Annotated in this window: 17 protein-coding genes; 5 read left to right on the forward strand and 12 right to left on the reverse strand. The window is 66.5% G+C overall.

The genetic code is table 11. The annotated features are described in order from the left end of the window. Window position 1: 1 nt before the first annotated feature. Genes OHB26_RS04810 through OHB26_RS04835 form a run of 6 tightly spaced genes read right to left on the reverse strand, consistent with a single transcriptional unit; the run spans window position 2 to window position 5,823 of the window. A complete protein-coding gene (locus OHB26_RS04810) occupies window positions 2-1,084 on the reverse strand; it encodes an MlaD family protein (protein WP_330183030.1) in 1,083 nt (360 codons plus the stop codon). Then, complete coding sequence (locus tag OHB26_RS04815) at window positions 1,084-2,097, reverse strand: MlaD family protein (RefSeq protein WP_330183031.1); 1,014 nt, start codon at window positions 2,095-2,097, stop codon at window positions 1,084-1,086. The genes OHB26_RS04810 and OHB26_RS04815 overlap by 1 nt, the downstream gene beginning before the upstream one ends. Next, complete coding sequence (locus tag OHB26_RS04820; protein WP_330183032.1) at window positions 2,085-3,083, reverse strand: MlaD family protein; 999 nt, start codon at window positions 3,081-3,083, stop codon at window positions 2,085-2,087. Before OHB26_RS04820 ends, OHB26_RS04815 begins: the two co-directional genes overlap by 13 nt. Beyond that, a complete protein-coding gene (locus OHB26_RS04825; protein WP_330183033.1) occupies window positions 3,080-4,108 on the reverse strand; it encodes an MlaD family protein in 1,029 nt (342 codons plus the stop codon). The genes OHB26_RS04820 and OHB26_RS04825 overlap by 4 nt, the downstream gene beginning before the upstream one ends. A 3-nt stretch (window positions 4,109-4,111) precedes the next feature. Next, window positions 4,112-4,975, reverse strand: coding sequence for an ABC transporter permease (locus OHB26_RS04830; protein ID WP_442942854.1), 864 nt, complete (start codon window positions 4,973-4,975; stop codon window positions 4,112-4,114). Then, window positions 4,975-5,823 (reverse strand): ABC transporter permease, encoded by an 849-nt coding sequence (locus OHB26_RS04835; RefSeq protein WP_330183034.1) that lies wholly within the window; start codon window positions 5,821-5,823, stop codon window positions 4,975-4,977. The genes OHB26_RS04830 and OHB26_RS04835 overlap by 1 nt, the downstream gene beginning before the upstream one ends. 443 nt (window positions 5,824-6,266) lie before the next feature. Here OHB26_RS04835 and OHB26_RS04840 point away from each other — a divergent pair, with 443 nt between their 5' ends. Further along, the gene (locus OHB26_RS04840; RefSeq protein WP_330183035.1) at window positions 6,267-6,470 is read left to right on the forward strand and encodes a nuclear transport factor 2 family protein; all 204 of its coding nucleotides are present in this window, start codon (window positions 6,267-6,269) and stop codon (window positions 6,468-6,470) included. 9 nt (window positions 6,471-6,479) lie between these two features. On the opposite strand, the gene OHB26_RS04845 is transcribed toward OHB26_RS04840, so the two are convergent. Both OHB26_RS04845 and OHB26_RS04850 read right to left on the reverse strand, forming a co-directional pair. Further along, on the reverse strand, window positions 6,480-7,565 hold the full coding sequence (locus OHB26_RS04845) for a calcium:proton antiporter (protein ID WP_442942985.1): 1,086 nt from the start codon (window positions 7,563-7,565) through the stop codon (window positions 6,480-6,482). An 86-nt stretch (window positions 7,566-7,651) separates the two neighbouring features. After that, window positions 7,652-8,095 carry a MarR family winged helix-turn-helix transcriptional regulator gene (locus OHB26_RS04850; RefSeq protein ID WP_330183037.1) on the reverse strand — a complete coding sequence of 148 codons (444 nt, stop codon included), beginning with the start codon at window positions 8,093-8,095 and terminating at the stop codon, window positions 7,652-7,654. A 96-nt stretch (window positions 8,096-8,191) separates the two neighbouring features. Here OHB26_RS04850 and OHB26_RS04855 point away from each other — a divergent pair, with 96 nt between their 5' ends. From OHB26_RS04855 to OHB26_RS04865, 3 genes are all read left to right on the forward strand, one after another. Beyond that, a complete protein-coding gene (locus tag OHB26_RS04855; RefSeq protein ID WP_330183038.1) occupies window positions 8,192-9,328 on the forward strand; it encodes an SDR family NAD(P)-dependent oxidoreductase in 1,137 nt (378 codons plus the stop codon). A gap of 1 nt (window position 9,329) precedes the next feature. Beyond that, window positions 9,330-9,971 (forward strand): NAD(P)-dependent oxidoreductase, encoded by a 642-nt coding sequence (locus OHB26_RS04860; protein ID WP_330183039.1) that lies wholly within the window; start codon window positions 9,330-9,332, stop codon window positions 9,969-9,971. Between the two features lie 146 nt (window positions 9,972-10,117). Continuing rightward, a complete protein-coding gene (locus tag OHB26_RS04865) occupies window positions 10,118-10,858 on the forward strand; it encodes a VIT1/CCC1 transporter family protein (RefSeq protein WP_330183040.1) in 741 nt (246 codons plus the stop codon). A gap of 10 nt (window positions 10,859-10,868) precedes the next feature. Here the strand turns inward: OHB26_RS04865 and OHB26_RS04870 are convergent, their stop codons facing one another. From OHB26_RS04870 to OHB26_RS04885, 4 genes are all read right to left on the reverse strand, one after another. Continuing rightward, entirely contained in the window at window positions 10,869-11,243 is a 375-nt protein-coding gene (locus OHB26_RS04870; protein WP_330183041.1) for a hypothetical protein, read from the reverse strand. A gap of 33 nt (window positions 11,244-11,276) precedes the next feature. Then, window positions 11,277-11,777 (reverse strand): hypothetical protein, encoded by a 501-nt coding sequence (locus OHB26_RS04875; RefSeq protein ID WP_330183042.1) that lies wholly within the window; start codon window positions 11,775-11,777, stop codon window positions 11,277-11,279. Window positions 11,778-11,946: 169 nt separating this feature from the next. Further along, a complete protein-coding gene (locus OHB26_RS04880) occupies window positions 11,947-12,966 on the reverse strand; it encodes a zinc-dependent alcohol dehydrogenase family protein (protein ID WP_330183043.1) in 1,020 nt (339 codons plus the stop codon). 74 nt (window positions 12,967-13,040) lie between these two features. Continuing rightward, complete coding sequence (locus tag OHB26_RS04885; protein WP_330183044.1) at window positions 13,041-13,484, reverse strand: hypothetical protein; 444 nt, start codon at window positions 13,482-13,484, stop codon at window positions 13,041-13,043. A 122-nt stretch (window positions 13,485-13,606) separates the two neighbouring features. Between OHB26_RS04885 and OHB26_RS04890 the strand changes: the two genes are divergently transcribed. Beyond that, the gene (locus tag OHB26_RS04890) at window positions 13,607-14,407 is read left to right on the forward strand and encodes a helix-turn-helix domain-containing protein (protein ID WP_330183045.1); all 801 of its coding nucleotides are present in this window, start codon (window positions 13,607-13,609) and stop codon (window positions 14,405-14,407) included. The last annotated feature ends 99 nt before the right edge of the window (window positions 14,408-14,506 follow it).

Raw genomic sequence — 14,506 nt, forward strand, 5'->3', positions numbered from 1 at the left:
CTCATCGCGCACCTGCCATTCCGAGCACGAGGGGCACCAGCGGGACATCGACCATGCCGTTGCCCGGATCGGTGCAGGAGCCGGGAGTCACCGCGTTCACGGCCGCGCAGACCTGGGCGGCCTCGGGCGTGGGCAGGGCGGCGCGCGGCGAACCGTAGGTGATACCCGAGCCCATGACCGATTCGGCCGCATTGGTGAGCACCGGGAGCTTGAGCATGATCTCCGAGAGCGAGCCGACATTGGCGCGCAGCAACCGAACCAGCGGCAGGGTGTCGTCCAGCGCCCGCATGATCGGATCGCCCGCAATGGTGACCAGATCATTGAGCATGGGCAGGGCCTGCCCCAGCCGGTCGATGAGTTCGGCGCCGGGACCGAGCAATTCGGTGCTGGCATTGTTCAGCGCCGGGGCGAGGCGCAGCAGCATGGAGCGCAGATCACCCCAGTGCGCCTCCACCTTCTCGCCCACCGAGGCGAAGGCATCGAAGATGCCCGCGAGATGACCGATATCGGCATCGGGCTGCGATAGCGCGGAGCCGAGCTTCTTGACGATCTCGTTGATCTGCGGTCCGGCGCCGACGGTGGCGGCATCGAGCCCGGAGAGCCCGTGCGCCAGCGCATCCGGGGCCTGCGCCTGCTGCAACTGCGCGGAGAGATCCGCCAGCGCGGTCAGCGTCTCGGTAATGCTCTTGGGGGTGAGGGATTTGGTGATGCACTGCGAGGAGTCCCAGTGCGCCAGGTTCTTACCGGTGGATAGCACCGCCAGATTGCGGTCCGCCACAATGGAATCCGAGACCGTGGTGGCCGCGGCATCGGCGTACACCGGATACTTCGCGTCCACCGAGAACCCGACCTTGACCTTCGCGCCGTCGGCGTCGATGGAGGTCACCGTGCCCACCGGGATACCCCGCATGGTCACCTTGTTGCCGACATACAGCCCGACCGCGTCCGGCATGACCGCGCAATAGGATTCGGTCTTCTTCATCGGATCGAACCAGACGAAGTAACCGACCACGGCCAGCACCACCACGACCACCGCACCGGCGACCGACATGAACGCCTGCGAGGCGAGCAATCGCTTGAGCATCAGCAGTCCCTTCCGGGCACGGGCACGCAGACGGGCACCGTCTGAGCGGACTGGTCGATGGTCACGCCGCCCTCGGGAATCACCAGCGAGGACAGCTGCTGCCGCAACCCCTGTGCCGCGGTGAGCGTCGGCCCGAAACGCGTTCCGAGCTGCTCCAATTGGTCGACCGCAGCGGTCAGCTTGGTCTTCAGCGAGGCATCCCACTGCGGCTGCGCGCCACCGAGGCGGCCGACCACATCGCTGAGCAGTCGAATGGCCTCGGCCATCTCCGAATGCTTGTCCTCGAGGACCGTCACCAGCAGGTTGGCATTGTCCATGAGTCGGCCCAGATCGCTCTTCGCGCCGTCGTACATGCGCACGTACTCGTCGGCGACCGAAATGGCATTGGAGACCTGAGACCGTTGCCGGTCCAGGGCATCCACATAGGTGCTGACAGTCTGCAAGGTGGTCCGCAGGCTCTCCGGCGCACCGTCGATGGAGTTGCCCAGCGCGGCGAGATTGCGGTTCAGCGTCTGGCCGTCGATCTTGGACAGCGGGGTCGCCGCATCCTGGAAGGTCTGCACCAGGCTGTACGGCAGGCGCACGCGATCGGCGGGAATGGCCTTGTCCCCCAGGGCTTTATCACCCGCCGGGAAGACCGCGACATAGTGCCCGCCGACAATGGTGAGCATGCGGATATCCAGCGAGGTCTGATCGCCCAGGAACACATCGGAATCCACGGTGAAGCGCATGACAACCTTGTCCGGCTTCAATTCCAGGGATTTCACCTCACCGACGGAAATACCCGCGATACGCACGTCGTCACCGGTTTTCACCGACTGCGCCTCGGAGAGTTCGGCGGTATAGGTGTGCTTGCCGAACGGCACCACGAACAGCACACCGGCGGCCAGCAAGCCGAGCGCGACGAGTATCGCGCCGATAATCCCCAGGCGCAGTTCACGTTTCTTCTTCGTGCCGTCGTCGACGACCCGATCGTCCCGAACCATGAAGCGTGGCAGTCTCATCCGTTGCATACCGCCACCTGCTGTCCTACGATCAGCAGCCCGAGCACCGGCGGCACCTCGGCATTGCCCTTGCTGCACACCGGCTTCCAACCGCTGGCATTGGCCGGTGCCGACGCATCGGCCGCGGCCAGCACGGCGGGCAGTCGCCCGAAGACCTCCACGGCCTGCTGTGCGTCGGGGAAGATGCGCCGGATCAGCGCGTCCACATCGCTACCGTTGTTGATGCCGAGCGTGCGCATCAGGCTGTCGATCGGCCCGAGCACCGACGGCGCGGTCATGGCGAACTGCGCCAACCCGCCGATATTCGATTGCAGCGCTTCGAAAATATCGCTGAGCCGGGCCAGCAGCGGCACCAGATAGTGCACCCGCCCGCTCAGCCGATCATCCAGATCGGACATATTCCGGATGAGGGTGCCGATCACCTGCTGCCGATTGTCCACGTACGACGCGAGCTTCCCGATGGCGTCCAGGGCCGGTCCGACACCGCTGCCGTCACCCTCGATCAAAGCGACCATGCTGGCGCTGAATTGATTGATGGCCTCGGGAGAAATGGTGGCCAGCACCGGCTTCAAGCCGTTGAACAGGCTCGTCACATCGAAAGACGGCACGGTGTGGTCGATTTCGATGCGCTTACCGGCCGCGAGGCGCTGTCCGGGCCGCGGCTGCTGCTGCAGATCGATATACCGCTGCCCGGTCAGATTCTGATATCGGATGGCGAGCTTGCTGTTGTCGTAGATGGGCGCATCGGTCTTGACCGACAACTGAACTCGCGCCTTCGCGCCCTCGAGTTCGATGTGCTTGATCTTGCCGACCTGCACGCCGTACATGCGCACGTCGTCACCGACCTTGAGGCCATTGGCATCGGTGAAGATGGCGTCGTGGGTCTCGGTATCCCCCGAGACCGGCCGCTGAATCGCGGAGATCACCAGCATGAGCACCACCACGATCACCGCGGTGAACAGGCTCAGCCGCCAGGCCGCACCCTTGACGGTCATCGCGCACCTCCCAGCAGCGGTACCGCGAGCGCGGGCACCCCACGCAGATCGACCTCGACATTGAGCACCGGCCCCTGCCCGTTATCCGGCATGGCGGCGTTCAAACGCTGTAGCAGCGTGCGCAATTCGGCGCTGGACTGCTGCGGCTGCGGCACCATCTGGGCGAGCATGGCCAGCACCGGTGCCAGCATGTCGGTCAGACCGGAGAGCTGATTCCCGGCCGTACCAAGGGTTTTCGCCAGCTCGGGCAGCAGCTGCCCGGTCACCAGCGCCAGATTCGAGTCATAGTCGGCCCGATTGCCCTGCAGCCGTTGAATACTGCGGATCATATCGACCACCTGCACGGTGGCTCCGGCGAATTTGCCGCCGCCGTCGAAGGCCGGCCCCAGCTGACCCATCAGCTCCGACATCGGCATCTTCTGGTTATCGGCCACCGTGCGCACCGCGGTGATGAGCGCCTGCGCCAGCGGGGTGAACGCCTCGGTATCGGCGGCGGCCTGCGCGATGACCGAGGCCAGCTGCGGTGTCAGCACCGAACCGCCGACCTGCGAGGCACTGCGCAGAATCGATCCCATGGTGGCGTCGTAGACCGTGTTCGCCTTGGCGCCGGTCAGATCGATGACCGCACCCGCGCGCAGCGGTGACCCGCCGGGCCCGCCGCGCAGATCGATCTCGCTGATACCGAAGAGGTTCGCGGGCGCGTAATCCACCAGCATGCTGTCGTCGATCCCGAAGAGCCGGGAATCGTCCAGCCGCATATCGATGCGCTGCGTACCGTGCGCATCGGGCGTGATGTCGGTGACCCTGCCGACGATCACCCCGTTCACCCGCACATCGGTGCCGACCAGCACGCCGTCACCGATCTGTTCGGTGCGCAGCGAAATCGCCAGTCCAGCTTCGGTTTTCGCGGACGAGTACACCGTCCAGCCGATCGCCACCGCGACGATCAGCGCCAGCGCGACCGCGCCGACCGCCATGGACCGTTTCCGGTCCACGGCAACACCGGGCATTCCGTAGTTCGGCATCCCCTACCCCGTGAACGTGATCGCCGAGTTGAAGCCCCACAGCGCGAGCGAGAGCACCATGTCCAGGGCGATGATCGCCACCGAACTGGCTCGCACGGCCTTACCCGAGGCAATGCCGACACCCTCGGGACCACCGGTCGCGAAGAAGCCGTAATAGCAGTGGATGAGAATCACGACCACCGCGAAGATTGCCACCTTCACCACCGCCGCGATCACATCGAAACCGGAGACGAACTGGAAGAAGTAGTGGTCGTAGACGCCCGCCGACGATCCGTGCACCAGCGTGATCAGCCCGCGGCAGGCCAGATACGACATGATCAGCGCGATCAGGAAGGTCGGCACGATCGCCACCACACCGGCCAGCACGCGGGTGGTCACCACGAAGGGCACCGACCGCAGGCCCAGCGATTCGATGGCGTCGATCTCCTCGGAGATGCGCATCGACCCGATCTCGGCGGTCATGCGGCAGCCCGCCTGCGCGGCGAAACCGATGGCAGCGGCGATCGGGGCCAGCTCACGGGTGGTGGCGTAGGCCGAGACCAGACCCGTGACCGGACCCATACCGAGCATGTCGAGGGTTGCGAAGGATTCCACCGCCACGGACGCGCCCATGACCAGGCCGAGCACGATCATCATCGGCACGGTCCCGCCGCCGACGATGATCGACCCGCGACCCCAGGTCATATTGGTGATAGCGCGCATGGTCTCGTCGCGATACCGCTCGAGCGTCAACGGAATCGACGACAGCACCTGCCAGACGAAGGCGAGCACGAAGCCCACGCCCTCGACGCGGCGCAATACCAGTCCGCGCCGGTGATAGAAGCGCGCGGCCCAGCCCAGCCCTTTCGGGACGTACGTTGCCGACATCAGGCCAGCCTCGTCGGCAGGAACATCGCCGTGATCTGGGTGGCGATCAGATTGACCACCACGATCGACACCACCGAGAGCACCACTGCCGCGTTCACCGCATCTGCCACACCGCGCGGCCCGCCCTTGGCCTCGAGCCCGCGCTGGCAGGCGATGATCACCACGATGAAGCCGAAGATGACGGCCTTGAGCAGCGAGATCCACACATCGGCGGTGGTGGTGAAGGAGCCGAAGGTGGCCCAGTAGCTGCCCGGCGTGACGTTCTGGCCGCCGATGGCGACCATGTATCCGGCGAGCACGCCGACGAAGATGATGAGCACATTCAGCAGCGGCGCCACCACCAGCATGGCGACCATGCGCGGAATCACCAGGCGATGAATCGGGCTGATGCCCATGGTGTTCAGCGCGTCGATCTCTTCACGGATGGTGCGTGCGCCCAGATCCGCCGCCAATGCCGCCGCGCCCGCGCCGCCCAGTAGGAAGCCGGTGGCCAGGGGCGCGCCCTGTTTGATGACGCCGAGGCCGCCGGTCGCGCCGAGCAGCGAATCCGCGCCGAGCGTGTGAATGAGATTGCCGACCTGCACCGAGACGATGACACCGAACGGAATCGCCATCAGGATGGCCGGAATCGCGGTGACGGTGACCAGTCGCCAGGCCTGGAGGATGGCCTCTTTCCACTGAAACTCTCCGCGCGCGATATCGCCGAAGGTGCCGCCGACGGATTCCCTGGCGATACCGGCCGCACGGCCGAAGGTGCGCAGGGAGGCCACCACGGTGCCGGAGAAGTTCTCGCGAACGATGCGGACATTGCTGCGTACGGCGGAGCTGCGCGCGGCGGTCCGGGTCATTGCGGGACTACTTCCGCGGGACGTCGGATCCGACGCCGGGTGACGAGGTTCAAATCTTCTTCTCCGTGATCGGCAACACTGCCTGCCATCAAAGCTAATGGTTACGCCGAGTTACAACAAATCCGTTCGAAGTGTGACCCAAGCCTCTAAGTTACCCACTGGTATATGCATGACCATCACAGCTCAGCGGAGAATATGCCATGTGACCTGCGATTCTAGAACGTGTTATTAGACGTAACAGCTATCGGCGTGATGCTGGACATACGTCCGGCAACCCCTCGGCGCAGGGCCGAAAACAGCTTCGGCCATACCAAAACCGGAATTGAGTGAACTGTCAGCTACACGTTGGGAGCGGATTTTGGCATCCACCCAAAATGGCGGTTTTCCGCCGTACACGCGCATTCGAACCGACCGGCGTGTTCACTGGCCCTGTGGATCCAACCGTGTCGGCAGTTCTTTCGGCCGTCGCCTCCGACGACTGGACGGCGTTCGCCAAACTGGTACACCCCTACGTGCACTGGACCGCGGACGGCATCACCACGCGCGGCCGCACCCGGGTCATGGCCCGGCTCTCCGGCCACGACGGCGTCAAACCCGCCAGCTCCTACGAATTGCGCGACGGGCAGGTCTACCGCTGGACCTCATGACAGCCCCGGCTAGGGGCTGACCGCCAGAAATACGAAGGCGGAGAACAACACCAGGTGCACACAACCCTGCAGCAAGGTGGCGCGCCCGGGCACCACGGTGAGCGCGCCCACCACAACGGTCAAGGCCAGCAACACCATCTGCGTCGCACCCAGCCCCAACATGAGCGGACCCTCGATCCAGATCGAGGCCAGCGCGATGGCCGGAATCGTCAGACCGATACTCGCCATGGCGGAACCCAGCGCCAGATTCAAACTGATCTGCACTCGTTCGCGGCGCGCGGCCCGCACCGCCGCAATGGTTTCCGGCAGCAGCACCAGCAACGCGATCACCACACCCACCGCCGAGGCGGGCAATCCCGCTGCGGCGATACCGCTTTCGATGGACGGCGAGACCAGCTTGGCCAGGCCGACCACCCCGACCAGAGCCACCAGCAGCAGACCCAGGCTCGCGAAAGCCTGTTTGCCGGTGGGCAATTCGTCATGGTCGTCGTCGTTCTGCTCACCGTCCTCGACGGGAAGGAAATCACCTGGGTGGCGGACCGTCTGCACCATGACGAAGACGCCGTAGAGCACCAGCGAGGCGGTCGCCGCGAAGATCAATTGCGAGGCCGAGAAGACCGGGCCCGGTTCACTCGTGGTGAAGGTCGGCAGCACCAGACTCAGGGTGGCCAGGGTGGCGACCGTGGCCAATGCGCCACCGGTGCCCTCGGCATTGAAGACCGCCAGTCGCCGGCGCGCCGCGGCCACCAGGAGTGATAGGCCGAGGATGCCGTTGCAGGTGATCATGACCGCGGCGAAGACGGTATCGCGCGCCAGCGAAGCCGCCTTGTCTCCACTGGAGAGCATGAGCGTGACGATCAAACCGACCTCGATAATGGTCACCGCCACCGCCAGGATGAGCGAGCCGAACGGCTCACCCACCCGATGCGCCACCACCTCGGCGTGACTCACCGCCGAGAGCACCGCACCGACCAGCGCCGCGGACACCAGCACCACCACCGCCGGACCGAGATCGCGACCCCAGGAAACTGCCAGCACCAGGGCGGCGATCAGTGGAATGACGACGGACCAATAGCGAACGGCGAGACGGACCATGACCTTCATCGTTCCAGCAAATTGTTCGCATTCACCGCAAAACGAGAGCCAGACCTCGCTCGGCGAGCCGGACCTATAAGAGTTCGTCAGCCGATTTCCTCGGCCGCGCGCCGGTACGCGGCGGCCGCGCGCTCGAAGTAGTCGAAGAGAACGGCACGCTGGTCAGCGGGGTATCCACCGACGATTTCGCCGATCGCCCGGCGGACAGGTGCGAGCACCTTATCCAGATCCGCGGGCTTGCCGACCGGTTCCACGATCACCTTGCGCCGATCGCCCGGATCGCTCGCTCGCCGCACATAGCCCCCCGCCTCCAACCGATCGATGAGCCGAGTGGTCGGGCCGGTCGTCAAACCGGTGCGCGTACCCAACTCGCCCGGGGTCATCGAGCCGTTCAACTCCAGGATATTGAGCGCGTAGAGATCGGTGGCGCCCAACCCGACCGCCTTCGCACCCGCCTGAGCATGCAGCACAACGGCACTCTCATAGCGCCGGAAAATCTCGCGTTCCTTCGAGACCTCGGGTGTTGACACGGTCCGCCTCCTCTGCGTAATCTCTTCTTCAACGAAGAAACTTCTTAAACGAAGAAGCATCTTCTAGGAAGAAGAATAACACGGAGGGCGAAACCCATGATTCCCACCACGCGAACCGGACGAGCACTGGTTACCGGTGCGAGCGCCGGAATCGGGCGGGCCTTCGCCACCACGCTGGCGGCGCGGGGCTACACGGTCACCGCGGTAGCGCGGGGCGCGGCCGGACTGGCCGAACTCCGGGACGAGATCGGCTCGGAGCATGAATTCCTGGTCGCCGACCTCGCCACCGACGCCGGAATCCGGATCGTCACCGAACGGCTCGGCGCGGCGAATTACGCGGTGCTGGTGAACAATGCGGGCACCGCGACGCACGGCGACTTCGCGAACACTCCCCTGCCGCACGCGTTCGGCGCGCTGGATCTCAACTGCCGCAGCGTGATCGCACTCGCTCACGCTTTTCTCGTATCGGCCGAGCCCGGTGGCGCGCTCGTCAATGTGGCCTCCGAGCTGGCCTTCGATCCCGAGCCGGGGCTTGCGGTATACAGCGCCACCAAGGCTTTCGTCACGACGTTCTCGGAAACACTGTGGCACGAACAGCATTCGCGCGGCGTACAGATTATCGGCCTGTGCCCGGGCGTCACCGTCACCCGCGCCCAGACCGCCGCGGGTATTCCCGCCGCATTCGTGCAGACACCACAGCAGGTGGTGGATCGCGCATTCGCCGCGCTCACCGACGGCAGCGGCCCCATCGTCCACACCAATGATCACTACCGAAAGGCGAACACCATGTACACCAACGATATCGACGACACCGCCATCCGCGCCCTGATCGAGCGCAGCGCCGCTGCCTGGGGCCGCGGCGACGGGACCGCCTACGGCGCGTGCTTCACCGACGACGCCACCGATGTCACCTACGTCGGTACCGTCTACCACGGCGGTAAGGAGATCGGCGCGGCGCACCAGGCCCTGTTCGACAGCTTCCTGAAGGGCACCCGGCTGACCATCGACATCCAGGAGATTCGCCGCTACGGTGCGGACACCGCGATCGTGGTGACCCGTGGCGAATCCGGCAAGGGTGAGGCCAAGAAGCTCGGAAAACTGGCCACCTACACCGTGATTCGCGATACCGACGGCGAATGGCGCATCGCCGCCGTGCAGAAGACTCAGCACAAGCCGATCATGGAGGCGGTCTCCTTCAAGTTCCAGCCCGCCACCCGCCCGGCCGCGCACTGATATGGCAGCCATCGCGATCCTGGGCGCGAACGGTCGCACCGGCCGAATACTGGTGCGGCAGGGATTGATTCGCGGTCATCGCGTCACTGCGGTGACCCGCGGGTCCAACGACCTCCGTTCCGGCGACCTTCCCGCGCACTCCGCCGGGTTGTCGACCGTGGTGGGGGATGTGACGGATCCGCGGTCACTCACCGAGGTACTGCACGGACACGACGCGGTGATCTCCGCGCTCGGCACCACCGGGCGCGGGCCGACCACCCTCTACTCCGCGAGCGCCGCCGCCCTGGTAGCGGCACTCGCCCCGGACACTCGACTGCTCGTAATCTCTTCCGCCGGAATCGAAGTGCCCGCCACCGCAGGGGCGGGAACCCGGCTCGCCGGGCGACTGCTGCACCGCATCATGCGCGGCACCTACGACGATATGGCCCGGATGGAGGCCGAGCTCGCCGCCAGTGAACTGATCTGGACCGCCATCCGTCCGAGCCGGCTCACCGACGGCCCGGCCACCGGCACGCCCCGCATCTGCCTCGACGCGTCCGACCCGGTCGGATCGCGGACCCGCCGCGCGGATCTGGCCGACTATCTCCTCAACGCCCTCGACGACCCGCACACCCACCGCCGCCCCGTCGCCATATCGTCCTGACATCGGGAACCTCCTGGTCGAGCGAGACACCCGCCACCCCGACACGACCACCCCTCGTCAGCCCGGCATGCTTTCGGCCGGGGATCCCCCTCCCCACGAGCGGCGCATCCGGCAAATCGGTCATGGGTTGGCATAGGCTCTCCCTCGTGGACGATACGAGCGTCGACCCGCCCGCCAATGGGGAACCGCACCCCCACGAACCGCACGCCGAAGGATTGGCCTCGCGGCTGAACTGGTTGCGGGCCGGGGTGCTGGGGGCCAATGACGGGATCGTCTCCACCGCCGGTCTGGTGGTGGGCGTGGCCGCGGCCACCACCGAGAGTTCGGCGATTCTCACCGCCGGTATCGCCGGACTGACCGCCGGGGCGATCTCCATGGCCGCGGGCGAATACGTCTCGGTGAGTACCCAGCGGGACAGCGAGAAGGCCCTGCTCTCCAAGGAGAGGCGGGAGCTGGCCGAGGAGCCGGACTTCGAACTGGCCGAGCTGGCGCAGATCTACCAAAGCAAGGGACTCTCACCCGCCACGGCCAAGCAGGTCGCCGAGGAGCTCACCGCCCACGACGCGTTCCGCGCGCATGCCGAGGCCGAATTGGGTTTGGACCCAACCGAACTCACCAATCCCTGGCACGCCGCCATCTCCTCGGCCATCGCGTTCACGCTCGGCGCGCTGCTACCGCTGCTGGCGATCCTGCTACCGCCGGTCTCCTGGAGAATCCCGGTCACCTTCGCGGCCGTGCTGGTGGCACTGGCGATAACCGGCACGGTGAGCGCGCGCCTCGGCGGCGGCAATACCGGACGGGCGGTATTGCGCGTGGTGATCGGTGGCGCGCTCGCCATGGCGGTCACCTACGGAATCGGCCAGCTCGCAGGGGTTTCCGGGCTCTGAACCGGCCGACTCACCCCGCCGGCAGTAGTACCGGAGCCTCCACCGGATGCGGTTGCGCGGGCGGATACACCTGCGCCGGAGAGATATTCGATACCGCCGAGGGTGCGGGCGCCGGAGTCGCGGGCGGATTCGCCGACGCGGATTTGGCGGGCGGAACGGCGGCCGCGGGGGCGGCCGGGGGATGGAGTATCGACCCCCGCTGATGCGTGGGCACACTGCGGGCGGGCGCGGGATCGGCCGCACCCACCTCGCCCGAGCCGGTGAGCAGCATGCCGAGGCCGATGGCGAGCACCATGAGTCCGGAGACGGCGACGACCACGGCCAGGCCGCGCGGATCGATATCGCCCTCGTATGCCGGATGGGATTCCTGCGGGCTGCCGAGCATGGTTGTCCTCCTTCGGATTCCGGCGGCCACCGGTCAGGGGGCCGGTGGTGGGGGCGGCGGTGGCGGTGGCACCAGGAACGGGAGGATGGGCGCGAGAATATCCGGAATCACCGGGGCCGGCGGAGGTGGCGGCGGCGCGGGCGGAGCCGGAGCGGGGGGTTCGGGAGCGGGCTCGACCGGAGCCGGGGCGTTATAGGTCTGCGGCGGCGGGGCCTGCACCGGGGCGGGGGCCGGGGCCGGGGCCGGTTCCGGCGCGGGTGGCGGCGGGGCGGGGGCCGGAGGCGGCAGGGCCGCACTCGCGGGCTGCTGAGTCGTACTGGAGGTGGCGGCCGGGGCGGCCGGTTTATCGGAGTTCTCGCCGGTGCCGGCGAAGCTGTTGCGGAGACTGCCACCGACCAGCGCCAGCACCACACCCAGCGACAGCACGATCATGAGCAGCAGCGTGCGTGTGGACATTTCACCGGTCTCCACCACACCGGGTGTGCCGTCGTCCGCGCTCGCTGCTGGTTTCTCATGCACCGTGCCGAGTGCCACCGGAAGCTCCTTCGATCTCCGAACAGTCGCCTGCCGATCCGAAAAGCTCGTCTTCCAGGACCGTACACAAGTTTGCTACCGAGATGAACCTCCTGTTGAGAACAGAATTGTTCCAGCTCAATATCTATTTTCCGAGATTGCCGGGAGATCACTCTTCGGATCTCCGGCATCAGAGGATCGAGATGACGACCTTGCCGAAAGGATCGCCCTCGGTGTAGTACCGGAACGCTTGCGCGGCCTCTTCGAACGGGAACACCCGATCGATGAGCGGGCGCATGCCGTGCTCGGTGATGGTGCGGTTCATGGCCTCGAAATCGGCGCGGCTGCCGACGGCGATCCGGCGGACGCCGAGATACTTGTAGCCGGTGGGGTCGCCGGGCTGCTGACCCGCCTCGGCCGGGAACGCACCGATCAGGGTGATCATCGCGTTGTAGGCCCCGGACGCCAGCGATTTCGGCAGTGTCGGCATACCGACCGCGTCGATCACATGCTGTACGCCGTCGCCGCCGGTGAGCTCGAGCACCGTGTTCTCCCAATCGGGGGTCTGCTTGCGGTCGATGACCTCGTCCGCGCCGAGCTTGCGCAGGCGCTCCGCCTTGTCCTGCGAGGAGGTGACCGAAATAACCCGCGCACCAAGCATTTTGGCGTGCTGGACGGCGAAGAGTCCGACCACGCCGGTGCCGACGGTGAGCACGGTGTCGCCCGGTCCGGCGGGCACCGGCTTGGTCAGCGCCGACCACGCCACCAGACCCGCGGCGGTCAGCGAGGCCGCCTCCGCATCGGTGAGGTGCGCAGGTACGTGCACCACCGAATCCTCTTCCAGCAGTACATAGTTCGCCAGCCAGCCGTGGTGATTGGCGCCGTACTGCTCGAAGGAGGACCGCTGCGTCTGCGGTCCGTCGTTCCAGGCCACGAAGTAGGTACCGGTGACACGATCGCCGAGCGCGGCGCGGGTGACGCCGTCGCCCACCGCGATCACCTCGCCGACCCCGTCGACCAGGGGCGTGATGCCCGGTGTCATGGGGACCGGATAGTTGCCCTCGTACAGCAGGATGTCGCGCCGATTCAGCGAAGCGGCGCGGACCCGCACCACGACCTGATGCGGTCCGGGAACCGGGATCTCCTGCACCCGGGTGCTGAGCCCGTCCAGCCCGCGCAGCGGATCCATCTGGTACGCAATGGCATTCATGATTCTTCTCCTGAGAAATGAGTGCTGGTGCGCCGGTTCGGTGACCGGCGCGGGTCCGACGATTCCGGGAATCGCTATGCGGGGCCGATGTACTGGTGATCGCTGCGGATGCGGCCGTCCGCGTCGAGGGCGAGCACGTCGTAGCCCGCGCCGCCCTCGGAGCCATCGGCGGTGGAGACCATCGCCCAGCCCAGGCCGACCAGACCACCGGCCAGGCGCTGCGCCACCCCACGCGGTGCGAACGTGTATTCGCCCGGTGCGATGAACATTTCGTAGGCCCGGGTCACCCGTGCGTCCAGTTCGCGATGGCCGCGCACCGACAGGTAGGGAATCGGGAAGGCGAGCTCGGCGGCGGCCTCCCGAATCTCCTGCGGCGGATCGGTGAGAACCTGGCTGCCGTCCGGCGCCCACAGCTCGGAGATCAGCTTGGTGCGGGCGGCCGGATCGGCCTCGTTCCAGAGGGCGATGTACTGCTCGGTGAGGGTGGTCAGGGCGGTGATGTCGAGGTCGTTGCTCATGCCACAAAGTCTGTTCGGCGGCGCTGCTGAGCGCGATTCCCCGCAGGGAATGATCATGTGGCCGCGCTTGTCATTCCTTCCAGGGAATCGCTCACGAGCGAACGGGCGCAGACAGTGGAGGTATGACGATCATGGCGGTGGCAGCCCCGGCGAGCCCGTTCGCACAGCAGTTGAAGCATTGGCGCACCCGCCGCCGAATCAGCCAGTTGGACCTGGCGATCAGCGCCGAGACCAGCCAGCGGTATCTGAGCTTCCTGGAGCAGGGGCGTTCGCATCCGGGGCGGACCATGGTGGTGCGGCTGGCCGAATCGCTGGGACTCTCACTGCGCGAACGCAATACGCTGCTGCTGGCGGCGGGCTATGCCCCCGCGTTTCCCGAATCCGCTTTGGACGCACCGGAACTCGGACCGGTGCGCCACGCGCTGGACACCATCCTGCAGGGGCATCTGCCGTATCCGGCGGTGGTGACCAGGCCGTACGGGGTACTGGTGGCCGCCAATGCCGCGTTCGAGATGCTCGCGCAGGGGTGCGCGCCGGAGCTACTGGACGCACCGCTGAACGTGCTGCGCCTGGCCCTGCATCCGGACGGCCTGGCGCGACGGGTGATCAATCTGCCGGAATGGGGACGGCATATCACCGACAGCCTGCGCAATCGGGCGGCGCGCAGCCCGGATCCGGATCTGGACGGTCTCATCGCGGAGCTGGACGGATATCTGCCGCCGGTCGACCCAGGACCGCATCACCTCGGCTTCGCGGTACCGCTGCGATTGCGCAGCCCGGGTGGCGAGCTGCGGCTGATCACCACGCTCACCTCGTTCGCGACGGCCACCGATATCACCCTGGCCGAACTGCACCTGGAGGCGTTCCTCCCCGCCGACCAGGCCACCTCGGACTATCTGCGCTCCCGGTTCGCGACCTCCTGAGCCACTCCCCCAGCGCCTCTCACCGCCGTGAGGGGCGCTTTTTCGGGTCCGGCGGGGTACTTGTGCCCTAATACTCGTAGACGTATATTCGTAGACGAG

It is taken from the genome of Nocardia sp. NBC_01503 (genome assembly GCF_036327755.1).
Lineage (GTDB): Bacteria > Actinomycetota > Actinomycetes > Mycobacteriales > Mycobacteriaceae > Nocardia.

Excerpts from the sequence above, each read along its gene's own strand:
- OHB26_RS04810 (WP_330183030.1), bottom strand. The coding sequence starts at position 1,084 with ATGCTCAAGCGATTGCTCGCCTCGCAGGCGTTCATGTCGGTCGCCGGT.
- OHB26_RS04815 (WP_330183031.1), bottom strand. The coding sequence starts at position 2,097 with ATGCAACGGATGAGACTGCCACGCTTCATGGTTCGGGACGATCGGGTC.
- OHB26_RS04820 (WP_330183032.1), bottom strand. The coding sequence starts at position 3,083 with ATGACCGTCAAGGGTGCGGCCTGGCGGCTGAGCCTGTTCACCGCGGTG.
- OHB26_RS04825 (WP_330183033.1), bottom strand. The coding sequence starts at position 4,108 with ATGCCGAACTACGGAATGCCCGGTGTTGCCGTGGACCGGAAACGGTCC.
- OHB26_RS04830 (WP_442942854.1), bottom strand. The coding sequence starts at position 4,975 with ATGTCGGCAACGTACGTCCCGAAAGGGCTGGGCTGGGCCGCGCGCTTC.
- OHB26_RS04835 (WP_330183034.1), bottom strand. The coding sequence starts at position 5,823 with ATGACCCGGACCGCCGCGCGCAGCTCCGCCGTACGCAGCAATGTCCGC.
- OHB26_RS04845 (WP_442942985.1), bottom strand. The coding sequence starts at position 7,565 with ATGGTCCGTCTCGCCGTTCGCTATTGGTCCGTCGTCATTCCACTGATC.
- OHB26_RS04855 (WP_330183038.1), top strand. The coding sequence starts at position 8,192 with ATGATTCCCACCACGCGAACCGGACGAGCACTGGTTACCGGTGCGAGC.
- OHB26_RS04860 (WP_330183039.1), top strand. The coding sequence starts at position 9,330 with ATGGCAGCCATCGCGATCCTGGGCGCGAACGGTCGCACCGGCCGAATA.
- OHB26_RS04870 (WP_330183041.1), bottom strand. The coding sequence starts at position 11,243 with ATGCTCGGCAGCCCGCAGGAATCCCATCCGGCATACGAGGGCGATATC.
- OHB26_RS04880 (WP_330183043.1), bottom strand. The coding sequence starts at position 12,966 with ATGAATGCCATTGCGTACCAGATGGATCCGCTGCGCGGGCTGGACGGG.
- OHB26_RS04885 (WP_330183044.1), bottom strand. The coding sequence starts at position 13,484 with ATGAGCAACGACCTCGACATCACCGCCCTGACCACCCTCACCGAGCAG.
- OHB26_RS04890 (WP_330183045.1), top strand. The coding sequence starts at position 13,607 with ATGACGATCATGGCGGTGGCAGCCCCGGCGAGCCCGTTCGCACAGCAG.